17 protein-coding genes are annotated in these 17,322 nt (G+C 69.8%); 7 read left to right on the forward strand and 10 right to left on the reverse strand.

Annotated elements, in window-relative coordinates:
* Window positions 1-124: 124 nt before the first annotated feature.
* From ACZ6ZD_RS26680 to ACZ6ZD_RS26700, 5 genes are all read right to left on the reverse strand, one after another.
* The gene (locus ACZ6ZD_RS26680; RefSeq protein WP_465676642.1) at window positions 125-493 is read right to left on the reverse strand and encodes a hypothetical protein; all 369 of its coding nucleotides are present in this window, start codon (window positions 491-493) and stop codon (window positions 125-127) included.
* A 121-nt stretch (window positions 494-614) separates the two neighbouring features.
* Window positions 615-1,583: an iron-containing redox enzyme family protein gene (locus ACZ6ZD_RS26685; RefSeq protein WP_465676643.1), complete on the reverse strand. Its 969-nt coding sequence runs from the start codon at window positions 1,581-1,583 to the stop codon at window positions 615-617.
* The gene (locus ACZ6ZD_RS26690) at window positions 1,583-1,810 is read right to left on the reverse strand and encodes a CDGSH iron-sulfur domain-containing protein (protein ID WP_465676644.1); all 228 of its coding nucleotides are present in this window, start codon (window positions 1,808-1,810) and stop codon (window positions 1,583-1,585) included. Before ACZ6ZD_RS26690 ends, ACZ6ZD_RS26685 begins: the two co-directional genes overlap by 1 nt.
* 40 nt (window positions 1,811-1,850) lie before the next feature.
* Window positions 1,851-3,170 carry an epoxide hydrolase family protein gene (locus ACZ6ZD_RS26695; RefSeq protein ID WP_465676645.1) on the reverse strand — a complete coding sequence of 440 codons (1,320 nt, stop codon included), beginning with the start codon at window positions 3,168-3,170 and terminating at the stop codon, window positions 1,851-1,853.
* 60 nt (window positions 3,171-3,230) lie between these two features.
* Window positions 3,231-3,836: a TetR/AcrR family transcriptional regulator gene (locus ACZ6ZD_RS26700; protein WP_465676646.1), complete on the reverse strand. Its 606-nt coding sequence runs from the start codon at window positions 3,834-3,836 to the stop codon at window positions 3,231-3,233.
* 105 nt (window positions 3,837-3,941) lie between these two features.
* Between ACZ6ZD_RS26700 and ACZ6ZD_RS26705 the strand changes: the two genes are divergently transcribed.
* Together ACZ6ZD_RS26705 and ACZ6ZD_RS26710 are read left to right on the forward strand one after the other, a co-directional pair.
* Window positions 3,942-4,934: an alpha/beta fold hydrolase gene (locus ACZ6ZD_RS26705; protein ID WP_465676647.1), complete on the forward strand. Its 993-nt coding sequence runs from the start codon at window positions 3,942-3,944 to the stop codon at window positions 4,932-4,934.
* 110 nt (window positions 4,935-5,044) lie between these two features.
* A complete protein-coding gene (locus ACZ6ZD_RS26710) occupies window positions 5,045-6,244 on the forward strand; it encodes an alpha/beta hydrolase family protein (protein WP_465676648.1) in 1,200 nt (399 codons plus the stop codon).
* Between the two features lie 21 nt (window positions 6,245-6,265).
* On the opposite strand, the gene ACZ6ZD_RS26715 is transcribed toward ACZ6ZD_RS26710, so the two are convergent.
* From ACZ6ZD_RS26715 to ACZ6ZD_RS26725, 3 genes are read right to left on the reverse strand one after another with little or no spacing between them, the layout of a single operon-like run.
* Window positions 6,266-6,697, reverse strand: coding sequence for a VOC family protein (locus ACZ6ZD_RS26715; RefSeq protein ID WP_465676649.1), 432 nt, complete (start codon window positions 6,695-6,697; stop codon window positions 6,266-6,268).
* Between the two features lie 55 nt (window positions 6,698-6,752).
* On the reverse strand, window positions 6,753-7,823 hold the full coding sequence (locus ACZ6ZD_RS26720; protein ID WP_465676650.1) for an ornithine cyclodeaminase family protein: 1,071 nt from the start codon (window positions 7,821-7,823) through the stop codon (window positions 6,753-6,755).
* Window positions 7,824-7,853: 30 nt separating this feature from the next.
* On the reverse strand, window positions 7,854-9,431 hold the full coding sequence (locus ACZ6ZD_RS26725) for a (2,3-dihydroxybenzoyl)adenylate synthase (protein ID WP_465676651.1): 1,578 nt from the start codon (window positions 9,429-9,431) through the stop codon (window positions 7,854-7,856).
* A gap of 216 nt (window positions 9,432-9,647) precedes the next feature.
* Between ACZ6ZD_RS26725 and ACZ6ZD_RS26730 the strand changes: the two genes are divergently transcribed.
* Window positions 9,648-11,390 (forward strand): non-ribosomal peptide synthetase, encoded by a 1,743-nt coding sequence (locus tag ACZ6ZD_RS26730; RefSeq protein WP_465676652.1) that lies wholly within the window; start codon window positions 9,648-9,650, stop codon window positions 11,388-11,390.
* 17 nt (window positions 11,391-11,407) lie between these two features.
* Here ACZ6ZD_RS26730 and ACZ6ZD_RS26735 read toward each other — a convergent pair whose 3' ends face one another.
* Window positions 11,408-12,604, reverse strand: coding sequence for a cytochrome P450 (locus ACZ6ZD_RS26735; RefSeq protein ID WP_465676653.1), 1,197 nt, complete (start codon window positions 12,602-12,604; stop codon window positions 11,408-11,410).
* Between the two features lie 258 nt (window positions 12,605-12,862).
* Here ACZ6ZD_RS26735 and ACZ6ZD_RS26740 point away from each other — a divergent pair, with 258 nt between their 5' ends.
* From ACZ6ZD_RS26740 to ACZ6ZD_RS26755, 4 genes are all read left to right on the forward strand, one after another.
* Window positions 12,863-13,552, forward strand: coding sequence for a thioesterase II family protein (locus ACZ6ZD_RS26740; protein ID WP_465676654.1), 690 nt, complete (start codon window positions 12,863-12,865; stop codon window positions 13,550-13,552).
* Window positions 13,549-14,295, forward strand: a complete 747-nt coding sequence (locus ACZ6ZD_RS26745) for an SDR family NAD(P)-dependent oxidoreductase (protein WP_465676655.1) — start codon at window positions 13,549-13,551, stop codon at window positions 14,293-14,295. Before ACZ6ZD_RS26740 ends, ACZ6ZD_RS26745 begins: the two co-directional genes overlap by 4 nt.
* 62 nt (window positions 14,296-14,357) lie before the next feature.
* Entirely contained in the window at window positions 14,358-15,587 is a 1,230-nt protein-coding gene (locus tag ACZ6ZD_RS26750) for a pyridoxal phosphate-dependent aminotransferase (RefSeq protein WP_465676656.1), read from the forward strand.
* Between the two features lie 5 nt (window positions 15,588-15,592).
* Window positions 15,593-16,309: a tryptophan 2,3-dioxygenase family protein gene (locus ACZ6ZD_RS26755; RefSeq protein WP_465676657.1), complete on the forward strand. Its 717-nt coding sequence runs from the start codon at window positions 15,593-15,595 to the stop codon at window positions 16,307-16,309.
* A gap of 91 nt (window positions 16,310-16,400) precedes the next feature.
* Here the strand turns inward: ACZ6ZD_RS26755 and ACZ6ZD_RS26760 are convergent, their stop codons facing one another.
* Window positions 16,401-16,880: a winged helix-turn-helix domain-containing protein gene (locus ACZ6ZD_RS26760; protein ID WP_465676658.1), complete on the reverse strand. Its 480-nt coding sequence runs from the start codon at window positions 16,878-16,880 to the stop codon at window positions 16,401-16,403.
* Between the last annotated feature and the right edge of the window lie 442 nt (window positions 16,881-17,322).

Here is a 17,322-nt window from a genome sequence, read left to right on the forward strand (position 1 = left end):
ACACCCCACCACCCCCCCCAAGCCCGCCGCCACCCCCCCCACCCACACCCCCCCCCCCCCCCCCCCCTCTCTCCCCCCCCCCCCCCCCCCCCCCCCCCCCCGACGCCGTACGTGGTGTGTCTGGTCAGCAGTTCTTGATCGTGCCGGTGGTGCTGGTGACGTTGCCGGCCCAGATCCAGCCGACGACGCCGGACGACGTGTCGCGGGCCAGGTACCACGGGTTGCCGTCAGCGCTGCGCTTCGTGCACCAGATCGCGCCGGTGCCCTCGCGGTTGCTGTAGGCGCAGTAGCTCGCACCCGGACCCTTGCGGTACGGCGAGCCGGCCTTGGCCTGGAGGAAACCGTTGGAGTTGTTCGGCCCACCGACCACGGTGTTGTTACACGCGGTGGTCCCCGCAGTGGCCGTCCCGGCGGCGATCGCGGTCATTCCCGCGGCCATGACGACCATGGCCGACCCGACGGCGAACGCCCGGCTGATGTGAAGCGACTTCACTGTTTCCTCCCCATGATTTGCGTAACCTCTCCACTCCGGAGAGGCGTCGCACAATGTGCCACGGCAGGGATTCGGGTGCAATAGGTGACCGGGCGCTGACCGGGGGTGCTCATTGTCACGTTTACATCGATGCAGCGGCTGCAGGCTTCCATTGGCCCAGCAGATGATGGGCGAACAGGTTGTCCAACGCCAGCGAGCAGGAGGCCCCGAAGAGTACGTCGCTGAGGGCCGTTGGGTGATCGGCGACGTAGCTGCCGCAGAGGTCGTGGGCAGCGATCTGTTCGTGGACGGCGTCCGCCTCGACGTGCTCAGTGAAGTAGCGGGCGTCTCGTTCGGTGGCGCCGAGCCGGAACGCGCCGGCGGCGTACTGGCGGTTCGGGAGCGTTGAGGTCATCTCGAGCGCGGCCAGGTGGCCGAGGAGCGCGGGCGTCCAGCGCCGATGCATGGCGAACAGCGACATGACGTTGGAGATGGCGAGCGTGACCGCCGGCGCCTCGGCCACATAGTTGCCATAGGCATCGTTCAGGCCGAGCCACCGCATCGTCGTCCGGAACAGCTCGGCGTGCATCCGCTCGGGGCGGCCGCCGCCGTACTCGTCGGACTGGATCTCGACCAGCGCGGCCTTCGTCGCGCCGTCGACGCGGGGGATGCCGAAGCTGTGCGGGTCGGCCTCCTTCAGCTGGTAGACGGACTTGTTCGCCACGAACTCCCGGAACTGGTCGAGCGTGGCATGCCGCCGTACGTACGCCGCCAGCCGCGGCCCGTCATCGGCGTCGATCAGCCCCCGCAGCTGCTCGGCCACTGGCGCACCGGACGGCATCGTCCGGCACTCGCTCTCCAGCCACGCAACCCAGGCCCGCTCGAGCATCCCGCGGAACGCCAGCACCTGCGGATCCCACTGCCCATCGATCGAGGTGCCCTCGAACCCGCGGTAGTGCAACTCATACGCGATCCACAACGACAACTGCAGATCGTCGTCCGCCCACGGCACCTCCGACCGGTACGACGGCATCCCGCCGGCCCGCTCTGGTTCACGCAGCCGCCCGATCAGCCACGCACTCAACGGGCCTCGCGCCGGTGGAAGCCGCATCACTCGCCCCCCGACCGTCGCGCCGTGCTCCTTGGGAGCAAACTGTGCGTCCCATCACACAGCGGCGCGATCGCGGACCGCCCGCAGCGGCACAACGCCACCGTACGACGCTCGGCCGCGACCGGCACGCCGTCCTCATCCAGAAGCTCGAAGTCGCCCCGCACCAGAATCGGGCCGTCGGGATACGCACGGATCGCGGTCGCGGGCTCTTCGCCGTTCGTCGTCATACCGACCCGGTACCCACGCCACTACCAACCGCGCTCCAGGTCAGTTGACCTGCCGGGCGAAGGCTCGTAGCTCTTCGGTGAACAGTTGCGGTTGTTCGAGGGCGGCGAAGTGGCCGCCGACCGGAATCTGGTCGTTGAAGTAGACGAGGTCGCGGTAGGCGCGTTCGGCCCAGATGCGCGGTGTGCGGACGATCTCTTGCGGGAAGACGCTGATGCCGACCGGGAGATCCAGGACGGTCACCGGCGCCGGAGCCGGCTGGCCGAAGAATCCTTCCCAGTACAGCCGCGCGGATGAGGCTGCGGTGTTGGTGAGCCAGTAGAGGGTGATGGTGTCGAGGATCCGGTCGATTCCCAGTACTGCTTCGGGATTGTGCGAGCTGTCGGTCCATTCGCCGAACTTCTCGTAGATCCAGGCGGCCTGGCCTGACGGCGAGTCGCTGAGGGCATAGCCGAGGGTCTGTGGGCGGGTTGACTGCTGGCGGTGGTAGCCGGCGCCGTTGGCGAAGAACTCGTCGATCTGGGCGAGTGCCGCGGTCTCGGCGGGCGTCGGGTCGCCGTCCAGGGGTGGAGCGAACAGGTACTCCGGAAAATTGAGATGGACGGCGGCCAGGCCTGCTGGTTTCAGCTTGCCCAGCTGGGTGGTGATGCCGCCGCCCCAGTCACCGCCTTGGGCGAGGTAGCGCCGGTAGCCCAGCCGGTCCATCAGCACGGCCCAGGCCTTCGCGATCCGCGCCGAGTTCCAGCCGGTCTCGCTCGGCTTGTCGGAGAAGCCGAAACCGGGGATCGAGGGGATGACCAGGTGGAAGGCGTCCGCGGCAGTGCCGCCGTGCGCGGTGGGGTCGGTGAGGGGGCCGACCACTCCGAGGAACTCGATGACTGAGCCGGGCCAGCCGTGGGTCAGCAGTAGCGGCGTCGCATCGGCGTGGCGGGAGCGGATGTGCAGGAAGTGGATGCCCAGGCCGTCGATGCGGGTCCGGAACTGTCCCAGCCTGTTGAGCTCGCGTTCCACGCGGCGCCAGTCGTAGCGGCGATGCCAGTGATCGACGAGCCTGCTGACCCGATCCAGCGGCGCGCCCTGAGACCAGTCCGGTACGAGCTCCCGCTCAGGCAGCCGGGTCCGCGCCAGCCGGGATCGTAGATCGGCCAGCGAGGACTCCGGTACCTGCACCGTGAACCGCGTGATCTTGTCGGTCGCCGGAGGCAGCGTCAACGGGCCGCTCCCGGCAGCGTCGGCCGTTGCTGCGCTCGCCACGGCCGGTGTGGCCACAACCCCTGCCGCTACGGCAGAGCGGAGCAGGCCACGCCGGCTCAAGCCCGGCGTCCTGCGAGTGCCCGGCGTCTGCAGATCGTCATAGTGCATCGGAATCGCTCCTCCTGCATGCCATCGAAGTAGGACGAATGAGTACGACGAGTCGCGCGCCTAGGTTGGCCAGGCCTGCAGGGCCAGATCGGCAACCTGCTGGAGTTCCTCGCGAGCGACGCCGCCGGCGGCCTGGACGGCGATGCCGTTGGCAACAGTCATCAGATAGCGGGCGAGTCGGCGCGGATCGGCGTCCGCGGGCAGGTCGCCGTCGTCCACTGCTTGCTGCAGCCGGCCGGAGAGGAGGTTGAGAGCTTCATTGCGCCAGGCAACGAGGCAGTCGCGGGCCGCGTGGGACGACTCGCCGGCCGCGAGCGCACCTTGAACGGTCAGGCATCCAGCCGGATCGCCGGGGGAGGTGGTGGCCCGGACGGCGCCGGTCAGGATGGCGGCCGCGACCTGACGGGCGGTCGGCTCCTGCAGCGCGCGGACGGCGTACGAGGCGGGCCCTTCGGAGTACCGCTCCAGCACCTTGTGGAAGAGCTCCTCCTTGTTCCCGAACGCGGCGTACATGCTCGGCCGGGTGATGCCCATAGCGCTGGTCAGAGCGGTGAGGCTGGCGCCCTCGTAGCCGTGCTCCCAGAACACCCGCAGGGCTTGTTCGAGCGCCTCGTCGGCATCGAAACCTCGCGGCCGGCCGATCGCCGCCTTCGGCTGAGTCTCCATGGGCCGACCTTAGCACTTCCGTATCGATCGGTACGTAAGTGCTAGGGTGAATTTCAGATCGATCGGTATGGAAGTCTGCTTCCTGAGCTCGAAGGAGTCCTGTCCATGAGTCCCCAGAAGTCCGGCCGTCCCGAGCCTGTCCATCCGCTCAGCCGTCGCAACCTGTTCGGCCTCACCGCGGGCGCCGGTGCTGCCGTCGCGCTCGGCCTGCCGTCCGGTGCGGCGGCGGCGTCCCGGGCAGTTGTGCCGAGAACGCCGATCCCCAAAGGGTTCGTCAGCCGGTTCGCCGAGGTCAACGGCACCCGGCTGCACTATGTGATCGGCGGCCGGGGCGCCCCGCTGGTCCTGCTGCCAGGGTGGCCGCGGACGTGGTACCAGTTCCACAAGATCATGCCGTCGCTGGCCCGGCGCTACCGGGTGATTGCCCCGGACCTGCGCGGTATGGGCGGCTCCGGGAAGCCGGCGTCCGGGTACGACAAGAAGACGATGGCCCGGGACATCTACGAGCTACTTCGCCACCTCGGGCACCAGCGGGCCTATGTCGCCGGTGAGGACATCGGCGCGATGGTGGCGCAGAGCTTCGCCGCGAACCATCCGGAGGCGACCCGGAAGGTCGCCCTCTGGGAGGCGGCGCACCCCACCGAGATCTTCAACGAGATCCGGATGCTGCCGCAGGCGGGTCAGCCGGCGCCGTGGTGGTTCGCGTTCAACGTGGTCGACAACCTGCCCGAACAACTCCTTGCGGGCCGGTTCCGGCTGATCGTCGACTGGCTCATCGATTTCCAGGGTGGCGACCCCAACGCCTTCAGTGAGCAGGCTCGAGCCATCTACGCCGCCGCGTACGACGCACCGGATGCGATCCGGGCCGGCAACGACTGGTACAAGACGTTCCAGCAGGACATCGCCGACCTGAAGGACTATCCGGTGCTGAAGTTGCCGGTGCTCGTGCTCGGCGGTAAGTACTACGACTTCCTGGTCGCGCAGATGGCGGGGCTGGCGACGGACGTGCGGTTCGTCGAGTTCAAGGGAGCGGGGCACTACCTCGCCGAGGAGCGCCCCGAAGACCTCGTGCGGCAACTCACGACCTTCTTCCGGTAACCCCCAGGCAGCGACAGACAGATGACTGATTCGCGACGGGCCCTTCGCGCCGATCCTGGACTCTGATCGGTCCGCCGGTCTCTCGTCCGAGACGTCGCTGGGAGAAGTTGATGAATCGAAGGTCCTTCCGTCGCCCGCTGCCGCCCGCCTTTCGGGGACGCAGGGCGACCGTCGCTCTGGTCGCCGTCCTCACCGCCGGTCTGGTGGTGGGAACGATGTCGAGGACGGTCGCCGCCGAAACAGCTCCGGCGGCCGCGGTTGTCCGTCACCACACCCCGGGGGCAGTCGTCACGTCCGCGCCGCTGACTCGGGAGTTCTGGCTGCCTGGATCCGCGAAGGCGTACCAAGTGCTGTACTCGTCGACAGGCTGGGATGGCCGGCCGACCACTGTGTCCGGTGCAGTGTTCGTGCCGGCCGGTCCGGCGCCGCGCGGCGGCTGGCCGGTCGTGAGCTGGGCCCATGGCACGACCGGCGTCGCCGATGTCTGCGCCGAGTCCGTCCGGGGCCGCTCGGAGCTCGAGACCGGGTTTCTCTCCGCCTGGCTGGCCAAGGGCTACGCGATTGTCGCCACGGACTACGAAGGATCGGGTACGCCGGGTCTGCACACGTTCCTGCACGGACGCTCACAGGCCTACGCCACGATCGACATGGTTCGGGCCGCGCGCAAGGTCGAGCCGTCGCTCGGCGCGAAGTGGCTGGCACTCGGCCATTCCCAAGGTGGGCAGACGGTGTTGTTCGCCGGAGCCCTGGAGCGCGGCTACGCTCCTGAGCTCGACTACCGCGGTGCCGCCGCCATCGCGCCGCCGACGCAGATTCGATCCCTCATGGCCTACTGGAAGCCGTTCGTGCCGCAGGCGCCGGCGAACCTGTTCGTCCTGCTCTCGTTCCGCGCGCTGGAGCGGATGGCGCCTGGGGAGTTCGATCGGAACAGCACCCTCACACCATTGGGCCGTGAGCTCTCGACAGCGGCCGGCACGCGTGACTGTATCGGTGACCTGTTCCGTAAGTTCGCGCCGTTGACGAGCGCTCAGGTGTACACCGTCGACGCGCCGACCGCGGAACGGCTGACCAGCCGGGTCGAGGCCATCGCGGAGATCCCGATCGTCGCGCACCGCCGTCCGGTGCTGTTCGTCCAGGGCGAGGCCGACGCGATCGTCGACCAGCAGGCAACCCGGACCACCGCCGGCAAACTGGCTGAGGCGGGGACGCCGACCACGTACCAGAGCTACCCCGGAGCCGATCACATCGCCGGCATCCTGCTCGGCGCCCGGGACGACCTCTTGACGTTCACCGCCGCCCAACTGCGATAACGCCGGGACCACCAACCGCGCTCAGGTTGTGGTGGCGCCCCAGGATTGTGGGGGGACGTCGCGGATGTGCTGGGTGAATTCCCAGAGGTGGTGTTCGTGGTCCTGGACGAGGTATTGGCGCAGGCCCCAGGGTTTGTCGGTGGGGGCGTGGCGGGGGTGGGCGCCTTGGGTGAGGGCGTGGGTGTAGTGGGCGTCGACGTCGTCGACCCAGACGATGAGCTGGGCGGCGGCCGGGGTCTGGGGGCGGGGGACGGCGAGGCGGTCGCCGGCGGGGGCGAGCATGACGACGCCGGCGCCGGTGTCGAGGTCGGCGTGCTGGATGACGCCGCCGGAGGTCTGGCGGAGCAGCTCGCGGAAGCCGAAGACGCGGGTGAGCCAGGCGATGGCGGCGGCGACGTCGGTGTAGCCGAGTTCGACGACGACGCCGGGGAAGCCGGCTGCTGGGTTGTACATCGGGGCCTCCACAGAAGGGGGCCGGCCCGGAGAGGAGCCGGGCCGGCCGCCGCGGTCAGAAGCTGAGCTGCGCCGTGGGGGCGGGGACGTGGCCGGGCAGCGAGTACGGGTCGAGGACGTCGTCCGGGTGGCACTCGAGCGAGATGTTGGTGCCGAGGCCGTGTTCCTGGGCCGCCGCCATCAGGACGTCGAGCGCGAGGTGGTCCTCGAACGCGACGCCGGTGGAGTCGAAGACGGTCAGGCTCTCGCGGTGGTGGGCCCACTCGTCGGGGTGGGCGCACAGGTAAGCCAGCGACGGGCCGATCTCGTCCTCGGCGAGCTGCTGGCACTCGCCTTCGTTGCGGGCCTGCTCGCGGTGGTCGACGCAGACCAGGGCGCGGCGCAGCAGGGACGCCGGCAGCTCGGTCTTGCCAATCTCGTCGGCGCCGATCGAGTTGATGTGCAGGTGCGGTTTGTGCGCGCCGTCGGGGAAGACCGGGCCCGCGCCGACCGGGACGGACGTCGCCGTACAGATCACGTCGGACTCGGCCAGGATCCGCTCGGGCGAAGCCTGCTCGATGTCCAGGCCGAGGAACGCGGCCCGGGCCAGGAAGCTCTTGGCGTGCAGGGGTTCGACGTCGAAGACGAGCACCTGCTCGATGTCCAGCACCTGGCTGAGGCCGTGCAGCTGGGTGACCGCCTGGGCGCCGGTCCCGATCAGGCCGACCACCCGCGAGTCCGGGTGCGCGAGCCGGCGCGTGGCGACGGCGCTCGCGGCGCCGGTCCGCAGCGCGGTGAGCAGGACGCCGTCGGCGAGTGCGAGCAGCCGGCCCGTGTTGTCGTCGATCCGGGCGACTGTGCCGAGGATCGTCGGCAGCCGGTGGTCGTCGAGGTTGTGCGGGCTGTAGGACACGGTCTTGACCGTGACGCCGAGCCCGGCCTCGCGGTGCGGCATGGTCTCGATGACGCCGGGGACGGCGCCGGTCCGGGTGAAGCCGGTGCGCATCGGGGACTCGGTGAGCCGGCCGTGGCCGAGGTCGGTGAAACCTTCCTCGAGCGTCTCGATCAGACGCCGCAGCAGCGCGTCCCGGCCGACGACGTTGAGCAGCCGCACCATGTCGTCCTGGCAGAGCAGCCAGGTGTCCATCAAGATCACTCCTCTGGTTGGTGTCGAAGGTCAGGAGGCGCGGTCGGCGGCGAGGGCGCGTAACGCGACCTTGTCCGCTTTGCCCACGGGAGTCCGGGGCAGCTCGGCGACCGGCACGAGTTTGTCCGGGATCTTGTAGGTGGCCAGCCCGCGCTCGCGCAGGAACGCCTTCAGTGCGGGCAGGTTCGCCGGCTCCTCGCGCAGGACGACGAACGCGTACGTGCGCTCGCCGAGGACGGCGTCCTCGACCCCGATGACGGCGGCGTCGCGGACGTTCGGGTGCGCGACCAGCTGTTCCTCGACGTCCTCGGCCGGGACCTTGTCGCCGGCCCGGTTGATGACGTCCTTGAGCCGGCCGACGACCACGATGTTGCCGTCCGGCCCGCGCCGGACCAGATCGCCGGTGCGGAAGAAGCCGTCCGGGGTGAACGCCGCGGCGTTCTGCGGCCCGGCCCGGTAGTAGCCCCGGATCGTGTACGGCCCGCGGGTCAGCAGCTCGCCGTCGGTACCGTCGGCGACGTCGCGGAGATTCTCGTCGACGACGCGGATCTCGTCGTCCGGCGCCATCGGGCGGCCCTCGGTGTTCAGGATGACCTCGTCCGGGTCGTCCAGGCGGGTGTAGGTGAGGAGCCCCTCGCCGATCCCGAACCACTGGCTCAGCTCGCAGTTGAGGTACTTGCGCGCCTCCTCGGCCTGCCCCGGCGTCAGCTTCGAGCTGCCGATCTGCAGGTGGACGCCGGACAGATCCACCGGACTCCGTTGCGCGTGGTCGATCCAGAGCCGCACGGTCGCCGGTACGAGCGTCGTGAACGTGACCCCTTCGGCCGCGATCAGCGCAAGCTGCTCAGCAGGCCTGGGCGTCGAGGCGAGCACGACCTTGCCGCCGACGAGCAGCGTCCCGAACAGACCAGGACAGCCGAGCGCCGAGTTGTGCGCGACCGGATTGACCGCCAGGTACGTCGAATCGCCGTCGACCCGCAGCGCCTCGGCGCTGGCGCGCAGGTTGTACGCGTAGTCGTCGTGCGTCCGGGGGATCAGCTTCGGCAGCCCCGTCGTACCGCCGGACAGCAGGAACAGCGCCGGCTCGGACGGATCGACCACCGGGTACTCGACCGCAGGCGCGGTGGAAAGCTCGTCGGCGATCACCAGCTGCTCGAGGCCGGGAACGTGCTGCTGAACCTCAGTACCGAGCTCGCGATAGTCGAAGCCGCGGAACTCACTGAGGACGACGAGCGCCCGCGCGCCGGAGTGCGCACACAGATGGACCAGCTCGTGCTTGCGGTGTCCCGGCAACGCCATCACCGGGATCGCGCCGAGCCGGAAGAGACCGAACACGACGGCGGCGAACTCGACGACGTTCGGCAGCTGGACGACGACGCGGTCCAGCGGCCGGATTCCGAGGCCGGCGAAGTGCCGGGCGGCGTCGTCCGCGCGCGTCGCCAGCTCGGCGTACGTCACCCGCTCGTCGCCGCAGACGACGGCGGTCCGATCGGCGAACGTCGCGCAGGCGTCCACCAGCAGGTCGCCGAGCGACCGGCCCTGCCAGTAGCCCTGGCGGCGGTACTGCTCGGCGAGGTCGTCGGGCCAGGGTACGCAGCCTTCGAGCATCTGGGCTCCCGGTCGGAAGAGGACAACTGTCTCGGCCTTCACGGTCGGGCATCGGCCACGGGTCCGCCAACCGTGCTGACAGAGACGCGACAGGACTCGGCGCGCCGCCTTCCGGCCCTGTCCGGTTTCTTTCAGCGCGGTGGTCGGCGGCCGGTCGCGGTTCCTACGATCCGTGCAGGTGAGGTGCCCGATCCGCGCTGCCCCAGGAGTTGAGCCTTGTCCACGGTCCCGCAGTTGTTCGAGTCGACAGTTACCCGGTTCCCCGACGCGACCGCCCTGGTGTTCGGCGATCGCGCGGCCAGTTACGCCGAGCTGAACGCCCGGGCCAACCAGCTGGCCCGCCGCTTCGTTGCCTTGGGCATCGGACCGGACCGGCTGGTGGCGGTCGCGGTACCGCGGTCGGACGAGTTGATCACGGTCCTGCTCGCGGTCCTGAAGGCCGGTGGCGCCTACCTGCCGCTGGACCCGACCTACCCCGCCGACCGGCTGGCGCAGATGATCGCCGACGCCGGCCCGGCTCTGCTCGTCCGGTCGAGCGAGGTCGGCCTGCGGTCCGAAACCACGCCCGAGTACGTCGTCGACCTGCCCGAGCTGCAGGAACAGCGAGCGCAGGAAGACACCGGCAACCTGACCGATGCCGACCGGTGCGCGCCGCTCGACGAGGCGAACCTGATGTACGTGATCTACACGTCCGGTTCGACCGGTACGCCGAAGGGCGTCGCCGTCCCACATGCCGGGGTGGCCGACATGGCTGCCACGCATGCCGATCGGGTGGGCGCCGGCCCCGGCGACCGCGTACTGCAGTGGGCCTCGATCAGCTTCGACGCCGCCTTCTGGGACATCACGCTGGCCCTGCTGTCCGGCGCGACGCTCGTGATGGCCTCGGCGGACGACGTCCTGCCCGGAGATCCGTTGCACGAAACGCTGCGGCGGCACGAGATCACCCACGCCACCCTGCCGCCGGTCGCGCTCAGCGTCACCGACGCCGAAGGCGTCCTGGTCAACGGCACGGTGATGTCCACCGGCGACGCGTGTACGCCGACGCTGGTCCGCAAGTGGGCGCCGGGACGCCGCCTGTTCAACGGCTACGGCCCGACCGAGGTCACCGTCGGTTCTACGTTCAGCGGCCCCGTCTCGCCCGAGGACGACGAGATCACGATCGGGATCGAGTGGACCGGCGAACGGGTGCAGGTGCTGGACGACCGGCTCGGAGCAGCCGACGGCGAAGGCGAGTTGTACCTGTCCGGCCCGGGTGTCGCCCGGGGCTACCTGAACCGTCCCGGTCTGACCGCCGTGCGCTTCGTCCCCGACCCGCAGGGCGAACCCGGCAGCCGCATGTACCGCTCGGGCGACCGCGGCTCGCGACGCAGTGATGGGGAACTGCTGTTCGCGGGTCGCGCCGACGCTCAGGTCAAGGTGCGCGGCTTCCGGGTCGAACTCGGCGAGGTCGAGGCCGCACTGACCGGTCACCCCGGCGTCGGCCTCGCGGTCGCCGCCGTCGAGGGCGACCTGGCCGACGCGCGCGTCGTCGCGTTCGTCACCGCGGCGGCCGGTCAGGAGATCACGCCGCAGGAGCTGCGCCAGTACGTCGGCCGCTCGCTACCCGATCACATGGTGCCGTCCACGGTCACGGTTCTGGACCGCTTCCCGACGACATCCAACGGCAAGATCGACCGCGCGGCGCTCCGGACGACGGCCGCGTCGTCCGCGCCGGCCGGGACCGGCTGGCACCAGGGGATGTCGTACGACGAGGCGCTGTGCGCGATGGTGGCCGAGCTCCTCGACGTCCCGGTCGTCACGCCGGAGCAGAACTTCTTCGAGATCGGCGGGCACTCGGTGCTCGCGACGAAGCTGGCGAGCCGCATCCGGCAGGACCTCGGGATCAAGGTCCCGATCCGTTCGCTGTTCGAGTCGACCAGCTTGTCCGAGCTGGCCCGGGCGGTCGAGAAGGCCGCCTGAGCCGCGCGGCGGTCTGCTCACCGGAAGACGGTGGGCAGACTGCTGTAGCCGAACAGGAAGTTCGAGTAGATCCGCGGCGGGACGCCGTCCAGCTCGATCTCGCGGACGGACGTCACGAGTGCGGACAGCAGTGCGCGCAGCTCGGCCCGGCCGAGGAAGGCGCCGACGCAGAAGTGCGGGCCGTGCCCGAAGGTCAGGTGCTTGTTGTGGTCCCGGCTCAGGTCGAACCGGCGCGGGTCGGCGAAGACGGCCGCGTCGTCGTTCGCCGAGGTGTTCCACAACGTGACGATGTCGCCGGCCCGCACCGGCTGCCCGGCGATCTGCAGGTCGACCAGCGCGGTGCGCGCGAAGTGCATCGCCGGGGTGACCCACCGGAGGACCTCCTCGACCGCGTTGTCCAGCGACACCCGGCCGTCGAGCAGCGCGGCCCACTGGCCGGGGTTCTCGGCGAGCGCCTTGACCGCGCCGATCGCGGACATCCGCGACGACTCGTCGCCGCCGAGGATCAGGCTGTAGCAGTTCAGCGCGACCTCCTCGTCGGTGAGCGGCTCGCCGTCGATCTGTGCGGTGGCGATCATCGTGACCACGTCGTCGCCGGGGTTGTCGCGGCGGTACTTCGCCAGCTCCATGAAGTAGGCGACGATGTCGTTGCGGGCGATCAGCGAGTCCAGCTCGTCGGCCTCCGCGCTGTCCGCGGACAGCGCGAGTTTGTTCCAGGCCAGCAGATCGGCGCGATCGCCGTCCGGGATCGAGAGCAGGTCGCAGATCGTCGTCATCGGGATGTGCTCGGCGACCTCGGTCGCGAAGTCGAACGAGCCGAGTTCGACCACGCCGGCGACCAGCGCGGCCGCCCGTTCCTGGACGCGTTCGACGACCGGCCCGAGGACGCGCGGCGAGAACGCCCGCAGCATCAGCGTCCGCAGCTTCTGGTGCCGCGGCCGATCGGTGACCGCCAGCATCTTGCCGCTGGCCGAGTCGTTGCCGTGCAGCAGCACGTCGAGGACCGTCCCGCGCGCGGAGCTGAGCTGTTTCGCGTTCCCGTACGCCGCCTGGACGTCGGCGAACCTGGTCACCACCCAGAAACCCGGCAGGCCGCCGGGGGAGTCGTGCCAGTAGATCGGGTGCTCGGGCCGGATCCGGTCCCAGTAGTCCCTGGGATCGTGCCGGACGAACGTCGCGGGATCGGTGAGCTCGAGGAACTCGGCGGAACTCATCAAGCGGCTCCTTCGGCCGGCAGGGGACGCGGGCAACCGACAGCGTGACAAGGCGATGCGGCCGGGAGGGGGTGTCTTGCGTACTTCTTTCACCGCCTGACTGAGAGCCGAAAGATTCCTGTCGCGGCCCGCCGCCCGGGTGCGACGCTCGGAGTCCGATGTCCTGCTCGAGCGCGAGGTGGAGGTCATGATTCGTACCGCAGGTCGAGGCTGGTTGCGGCGGTCGGCCACGGTCCCCAGACCGGCCGGGCGACTCGTGTGTTTCCCGCAGCCGGCGGATCGGCGCCCGGCTACGCCGCCTTCGCTCCGCTACTGCCTGCGCGGACCGAGCTGGCCGTCGTCCAGTACCCAGGGCGCGGGGACCGGTTCGCCGACCCGTTCGAGGACGACGTCCGCCGGATGGCCGCCGCGGTCAGCGCCGAGCTGCTGACACTCGAACCGGCACCGCTGACCTTCTTCGGCCACAGCCTCGGCGCTCTGGTCGCCTACGAGACCGCGCTCCTGCTGCAGGGCAACGGCGTACGCCTCGAGCGGCTGGCTGTTTCGGCCTCGCCGCCACCTCGTCTGGCCGGTGGCGGCGACACCCACCTGCGCGACGACGAGGAGCTGTGGAAGATCGTCTGCGGATTCGGCGGCGTCGAGCCGGAGATTGCGGCGAACGAGGATCTGCGCGGCATCCTGCTGCCGATCCTGCGCTCGGATGTCCGGGCGAACGAGCTGTACGAACCGCTGCCCGGCGCGGCCCTGCTGGACTGTCCGGTGCGTTGCTACCACGGCATTGGCGACCCGCTGATCGACGAGAGCCAGCTCCCGGAGTGGGCCGAGGTCAGCACCGGGCCGTTCACCGTCCGCCGACGGATGGGCGGCCATTTCCACATCCATGAGGAGACCGTTGCCCTGATCAACGATGTCCTGGCCGGCGACGCGCCGCACCGGGCGGTGTCGTGAGCCTCGCGGGCCGATCGGTCGTGGTCACCGGCGCCGGGTCCGGCATCGGGCGGGCGATCGCGGTCGCGCTCGGCGCGCAGGGCGCGCTGGTCACCGTGGTCGGCCGGCGCGAAGCCGCGCTGAAGGAAACGGCGGCGGAGGTCGACGGCGACGTCGAGATCGTTGCCGCCGACATCTGTACGCCGGACGGCCCCGACCGGGTCGTCGCCGCGGCCCTGGCCCGGTTCGGCCGGCTGGACGGGTTGGTGAACAACGCCGGCCTGGCCCGGTTCGGCCGGATCGACGACGTGGACATCGCGGATCTCGACGCCTCGTGGGCGGTCAACGTCCGCGCTCCGGCCCAGCTGATCCAGGCCGCGCTGCCGCAGCTGCGGCCCGTCCGGGGATCGATCGTGAACGTGACGTCGGTGGCCGGAGTGCTGTCGATGCCCGGCCGCTCGTTCTACGGCGCGAGCAAGGCCGCGATCAATAGCCTGACCCGCTCGCTGGCTCGTGAGCTGGCGCCCGACGTCCGCGTGAACGCCGTCCTGCCCGGCCCGGTCGACACGCCCATGTGGCAGGACCTGGGCCTGTCGGAGACGCAGACCGACGGACTGCGGCGCGACATGGTGGCCGGGACGCCGATGGGCCGGTTCGGCGAGGAGGCCGAGGTCGCGCGCTGGGTGGCCTGCCTCCTGGACCCGGACCTCGCGGGCTGGATGACCGGGGTGCTCCTGCCGGTGGACGGGGGCCGCACCACGTGACCGGCCACCGACCACCCACTGACTTGACCGTGCCGCCGACCACGATTTGGGGACCAGAAGCGATGAGTCATTCACCTGTTGCCAGAGCCATTCCGTCGTCGTCGTTGCACGAGATCTTCCGTGCCGCCGACGCGCGGGAGCAGCTGACCGGGTCGCCGGTCACCCGGCTGCATGTCGGCGAGCCCTATTTCACGCCGCCGCCCGAGGTCGCCGACGCGATCGCGGACGCGCAGCGCGCGGGCCGGACGTCGTACACCGATGTCGAGGGGCTGCCGGAGCTGCGGCGTGCGCTGGCCGCCAAGCTGGAGGTCGAGAACGGGATCGAGACGCCGATCTCGCGGATCTTCGTCACCCCGGGCTCCTGCCAGGGGTTGCAGGCGTTGCTGCTCTCGATGGCCGAGCCTGGCACCGAGATCCTGCTGCCCGAGCTGCACTGGCCGATCCACGTCCAGCAGGCGTTGCTGGCCGGCCTGCGTCCGGTGTTCTACGCGCTCGACGAGAACTACTTCCCGGACCTCGACTCGATCGCCGAGGTCTCCGGTCCGGCGACGCGCATCCTGCTCGTCAACTCACCCGCGAACCCGACCGGTGCGGTGCTGGACGCCGAGCGGTCGGCCGCGCTGCTCGACCTGGCCCGCGCCAGCGGCTGGCAGGTCATCAGCGACGAGGCGTACGAGCACTTCGTCTACGAAGGCAAGCACCTCTCGCTGGCCGCGGGCGAGCGTGAGCTGCCGGCCGAGCAGCGGATCGTGCACAGCGTCTTCACCTTCTCCAAGAGTCTGGCCATGACCGGATACCGGCTCGGCTACGTCGTGACGGCGACCGACGCCGCGGCCGCCGGCATCCGCGTCGTCCAGGAAGCCGGCATCATCGCGCCGCCCACGCCCGTCCAGTACGGCGGTATCGCGGCCTTGAAGCTGGCCGGGACCGCCGAGGTCAATCGCAAACTGGTGCAGCAGAACCGGGACGCCGTCCTCCCGGCGCTCCGCGCAGCCGGGCTGCTGCGTGAGCTGCCCGCCGGCGGCTGGTACGCGATGCTCGATATCAGCCGGGCCGGTCTGAGCGCCGAGGAGTTCGCGACCCAGCTGCTCGAAGAGCGTGGGGTCGCCGTGGTCGCGGGCTCCGGCTTCGGGCTCCGGCCGCGGCTCGACGAGCACAGCGCGCTGATCGCCATGGACACCGATCCGAAGGCGGGCAAGCTGGTGCGGATCGCGTTCTGCGTCGATCCGGACGTCCTGAAATCGGGGGTTGAGGCCTTGCTGGACTTCGGCCGCGACCGGAACGTCTGGTGACCCGCGTGAACAACCTCACCTACGCGAGTTACCTGCAACTCGATCAGCTGCTGTCGATGCAGGAGCCGCGGACGTCGAACACCGCGCCCCGGGAGGTCGTGCTGGCGGAGCACTTCTTCATCGTCGCGCACCAGGCCTCGGAGATCTGGCTGAAGCAGATCATCGCCGATCTGCTGGCGGCGACCGACGCGCTGCGTCCGGACTACGGCAACCCCGACCCGAACCTGAGCGTCGAGTACCTGGACCGGGCGGGCCGGCTGATCGGTCTGTTACACGACCAGCTGGTCGCGCTGGAGAAGATGCCGCTGCGGCATTTCGCGGATTTCCGGCCGCATCTGGGGACGGCGAGCGGCGCGCAGTCGCAGCAGTTCCATCAGCTCGACGACCTGCTCGGCAACGACGAGCGAGTCGACGGCCTGTACGCGGCGTTCGAGGCATACGCCGTCGCGCAGGGGATGTCGGTGAGCACGGTCTGCCGGCTGGGCGCCAGCACCGGCGTCCTGCACCGGGTCGCCGAGTCGCTGATCGAGATCGGGAACGGGTTCTGGCGCTGGAAGATCGCGCATCTGACGATGATCTCGGCGTTGCTCGGGGACCAGCCGGGAACGGCCGGTTCGTCCGGTGCCGGGTACATCGCCAGCCGGATCCGGCTGCCGTTCCCGCGGCTGCGGCTGCTGCGCGGCGAGGTGCACGAAGCGCTGGTGCCGACTCCGGCGCACTGAGCGATCGGCCCCCGGCGATCCAGGGGGCCGGACGAAAAGTGCGGGGGACCATGGTCCGCGAATTACTCCATGGTCCCCGCCGTCGAGCTTCCTATCCGTCGGTCGCTTCCAGGACGTAGCCCTGACCCCAGGCCGTCCGGATTCCGAGGTTCACGTTCTCCAGCCGGCGCCGCAGTCTCATGATGTGCAGATCGAGCGAGTTGCGGGTCGGCGCCGCCGACTCGTGCAGCCGCTCGGTCAGCTCATCGCGTGAGACCACCTCGCCGAACCGTTCGACGAACAGTTCCATCAGCTTGATCTGCGCCGTGGAGACGGTGACCAGCTGATCGTCGAAGTACAGCGTGCCCACCGAATCCAGCCGGGGTACGCGAGCGCCGTACACCCTGGTGAGCAGCGCCTCGACCCGAGCGTCGAAGTCGGGCCGCGACACCGGCGGGCGGACCCAGTCCTCCCGCGGGTCGCTGCAGACCGGCGGTTCGACCCCGGCCTCCACGACCAGCAGGCGCGGAATCCCTTCGTCGCGGCACCGCGACCGGACCTCCTCCTCGATCGGCCAGCGGACAAGTTTCACCGCGCTTTTCCAATGGTTGGGCAAAGCATCCCCCAAAGTTCAATGATACGGATGTATTTCAGGCGGTCCGTACTCGACCCGGGCGAGAATGTCCAGATCAAATGATTGACTCCGAGTGTTCAAATGCTTGAATGAATATTTGTGGGCCCGCGGCGAGGTCCCCCAGACCGGCGCCGGCGGCGAGCTGCCCTGTCCGTGCAGGCGATCCGCCTGCCGGAACGATAGGTGCGTGACTGGTCCCCTTTCCCCGTGAATATGCCGAAAAGCGCCTGGTTCGGCGCCCGCGGTCCCTTCAGTAACCGCGAACCGCGGTCCGGAAACGATCATGCCTTATCGTTCAAGCCCGGGCCGGGGGTCGCGCGCGTCGGCGAATGTGCGCAATTGTCAAGGATTGTGAAATCTCGTGTGATCAAATGTCGCGGAATCCGCGCCGGGCGGCCGC

The sequence above is a fragment of the Kribbella sp. NPDC104218 genome (assembly GCF_055584105.1).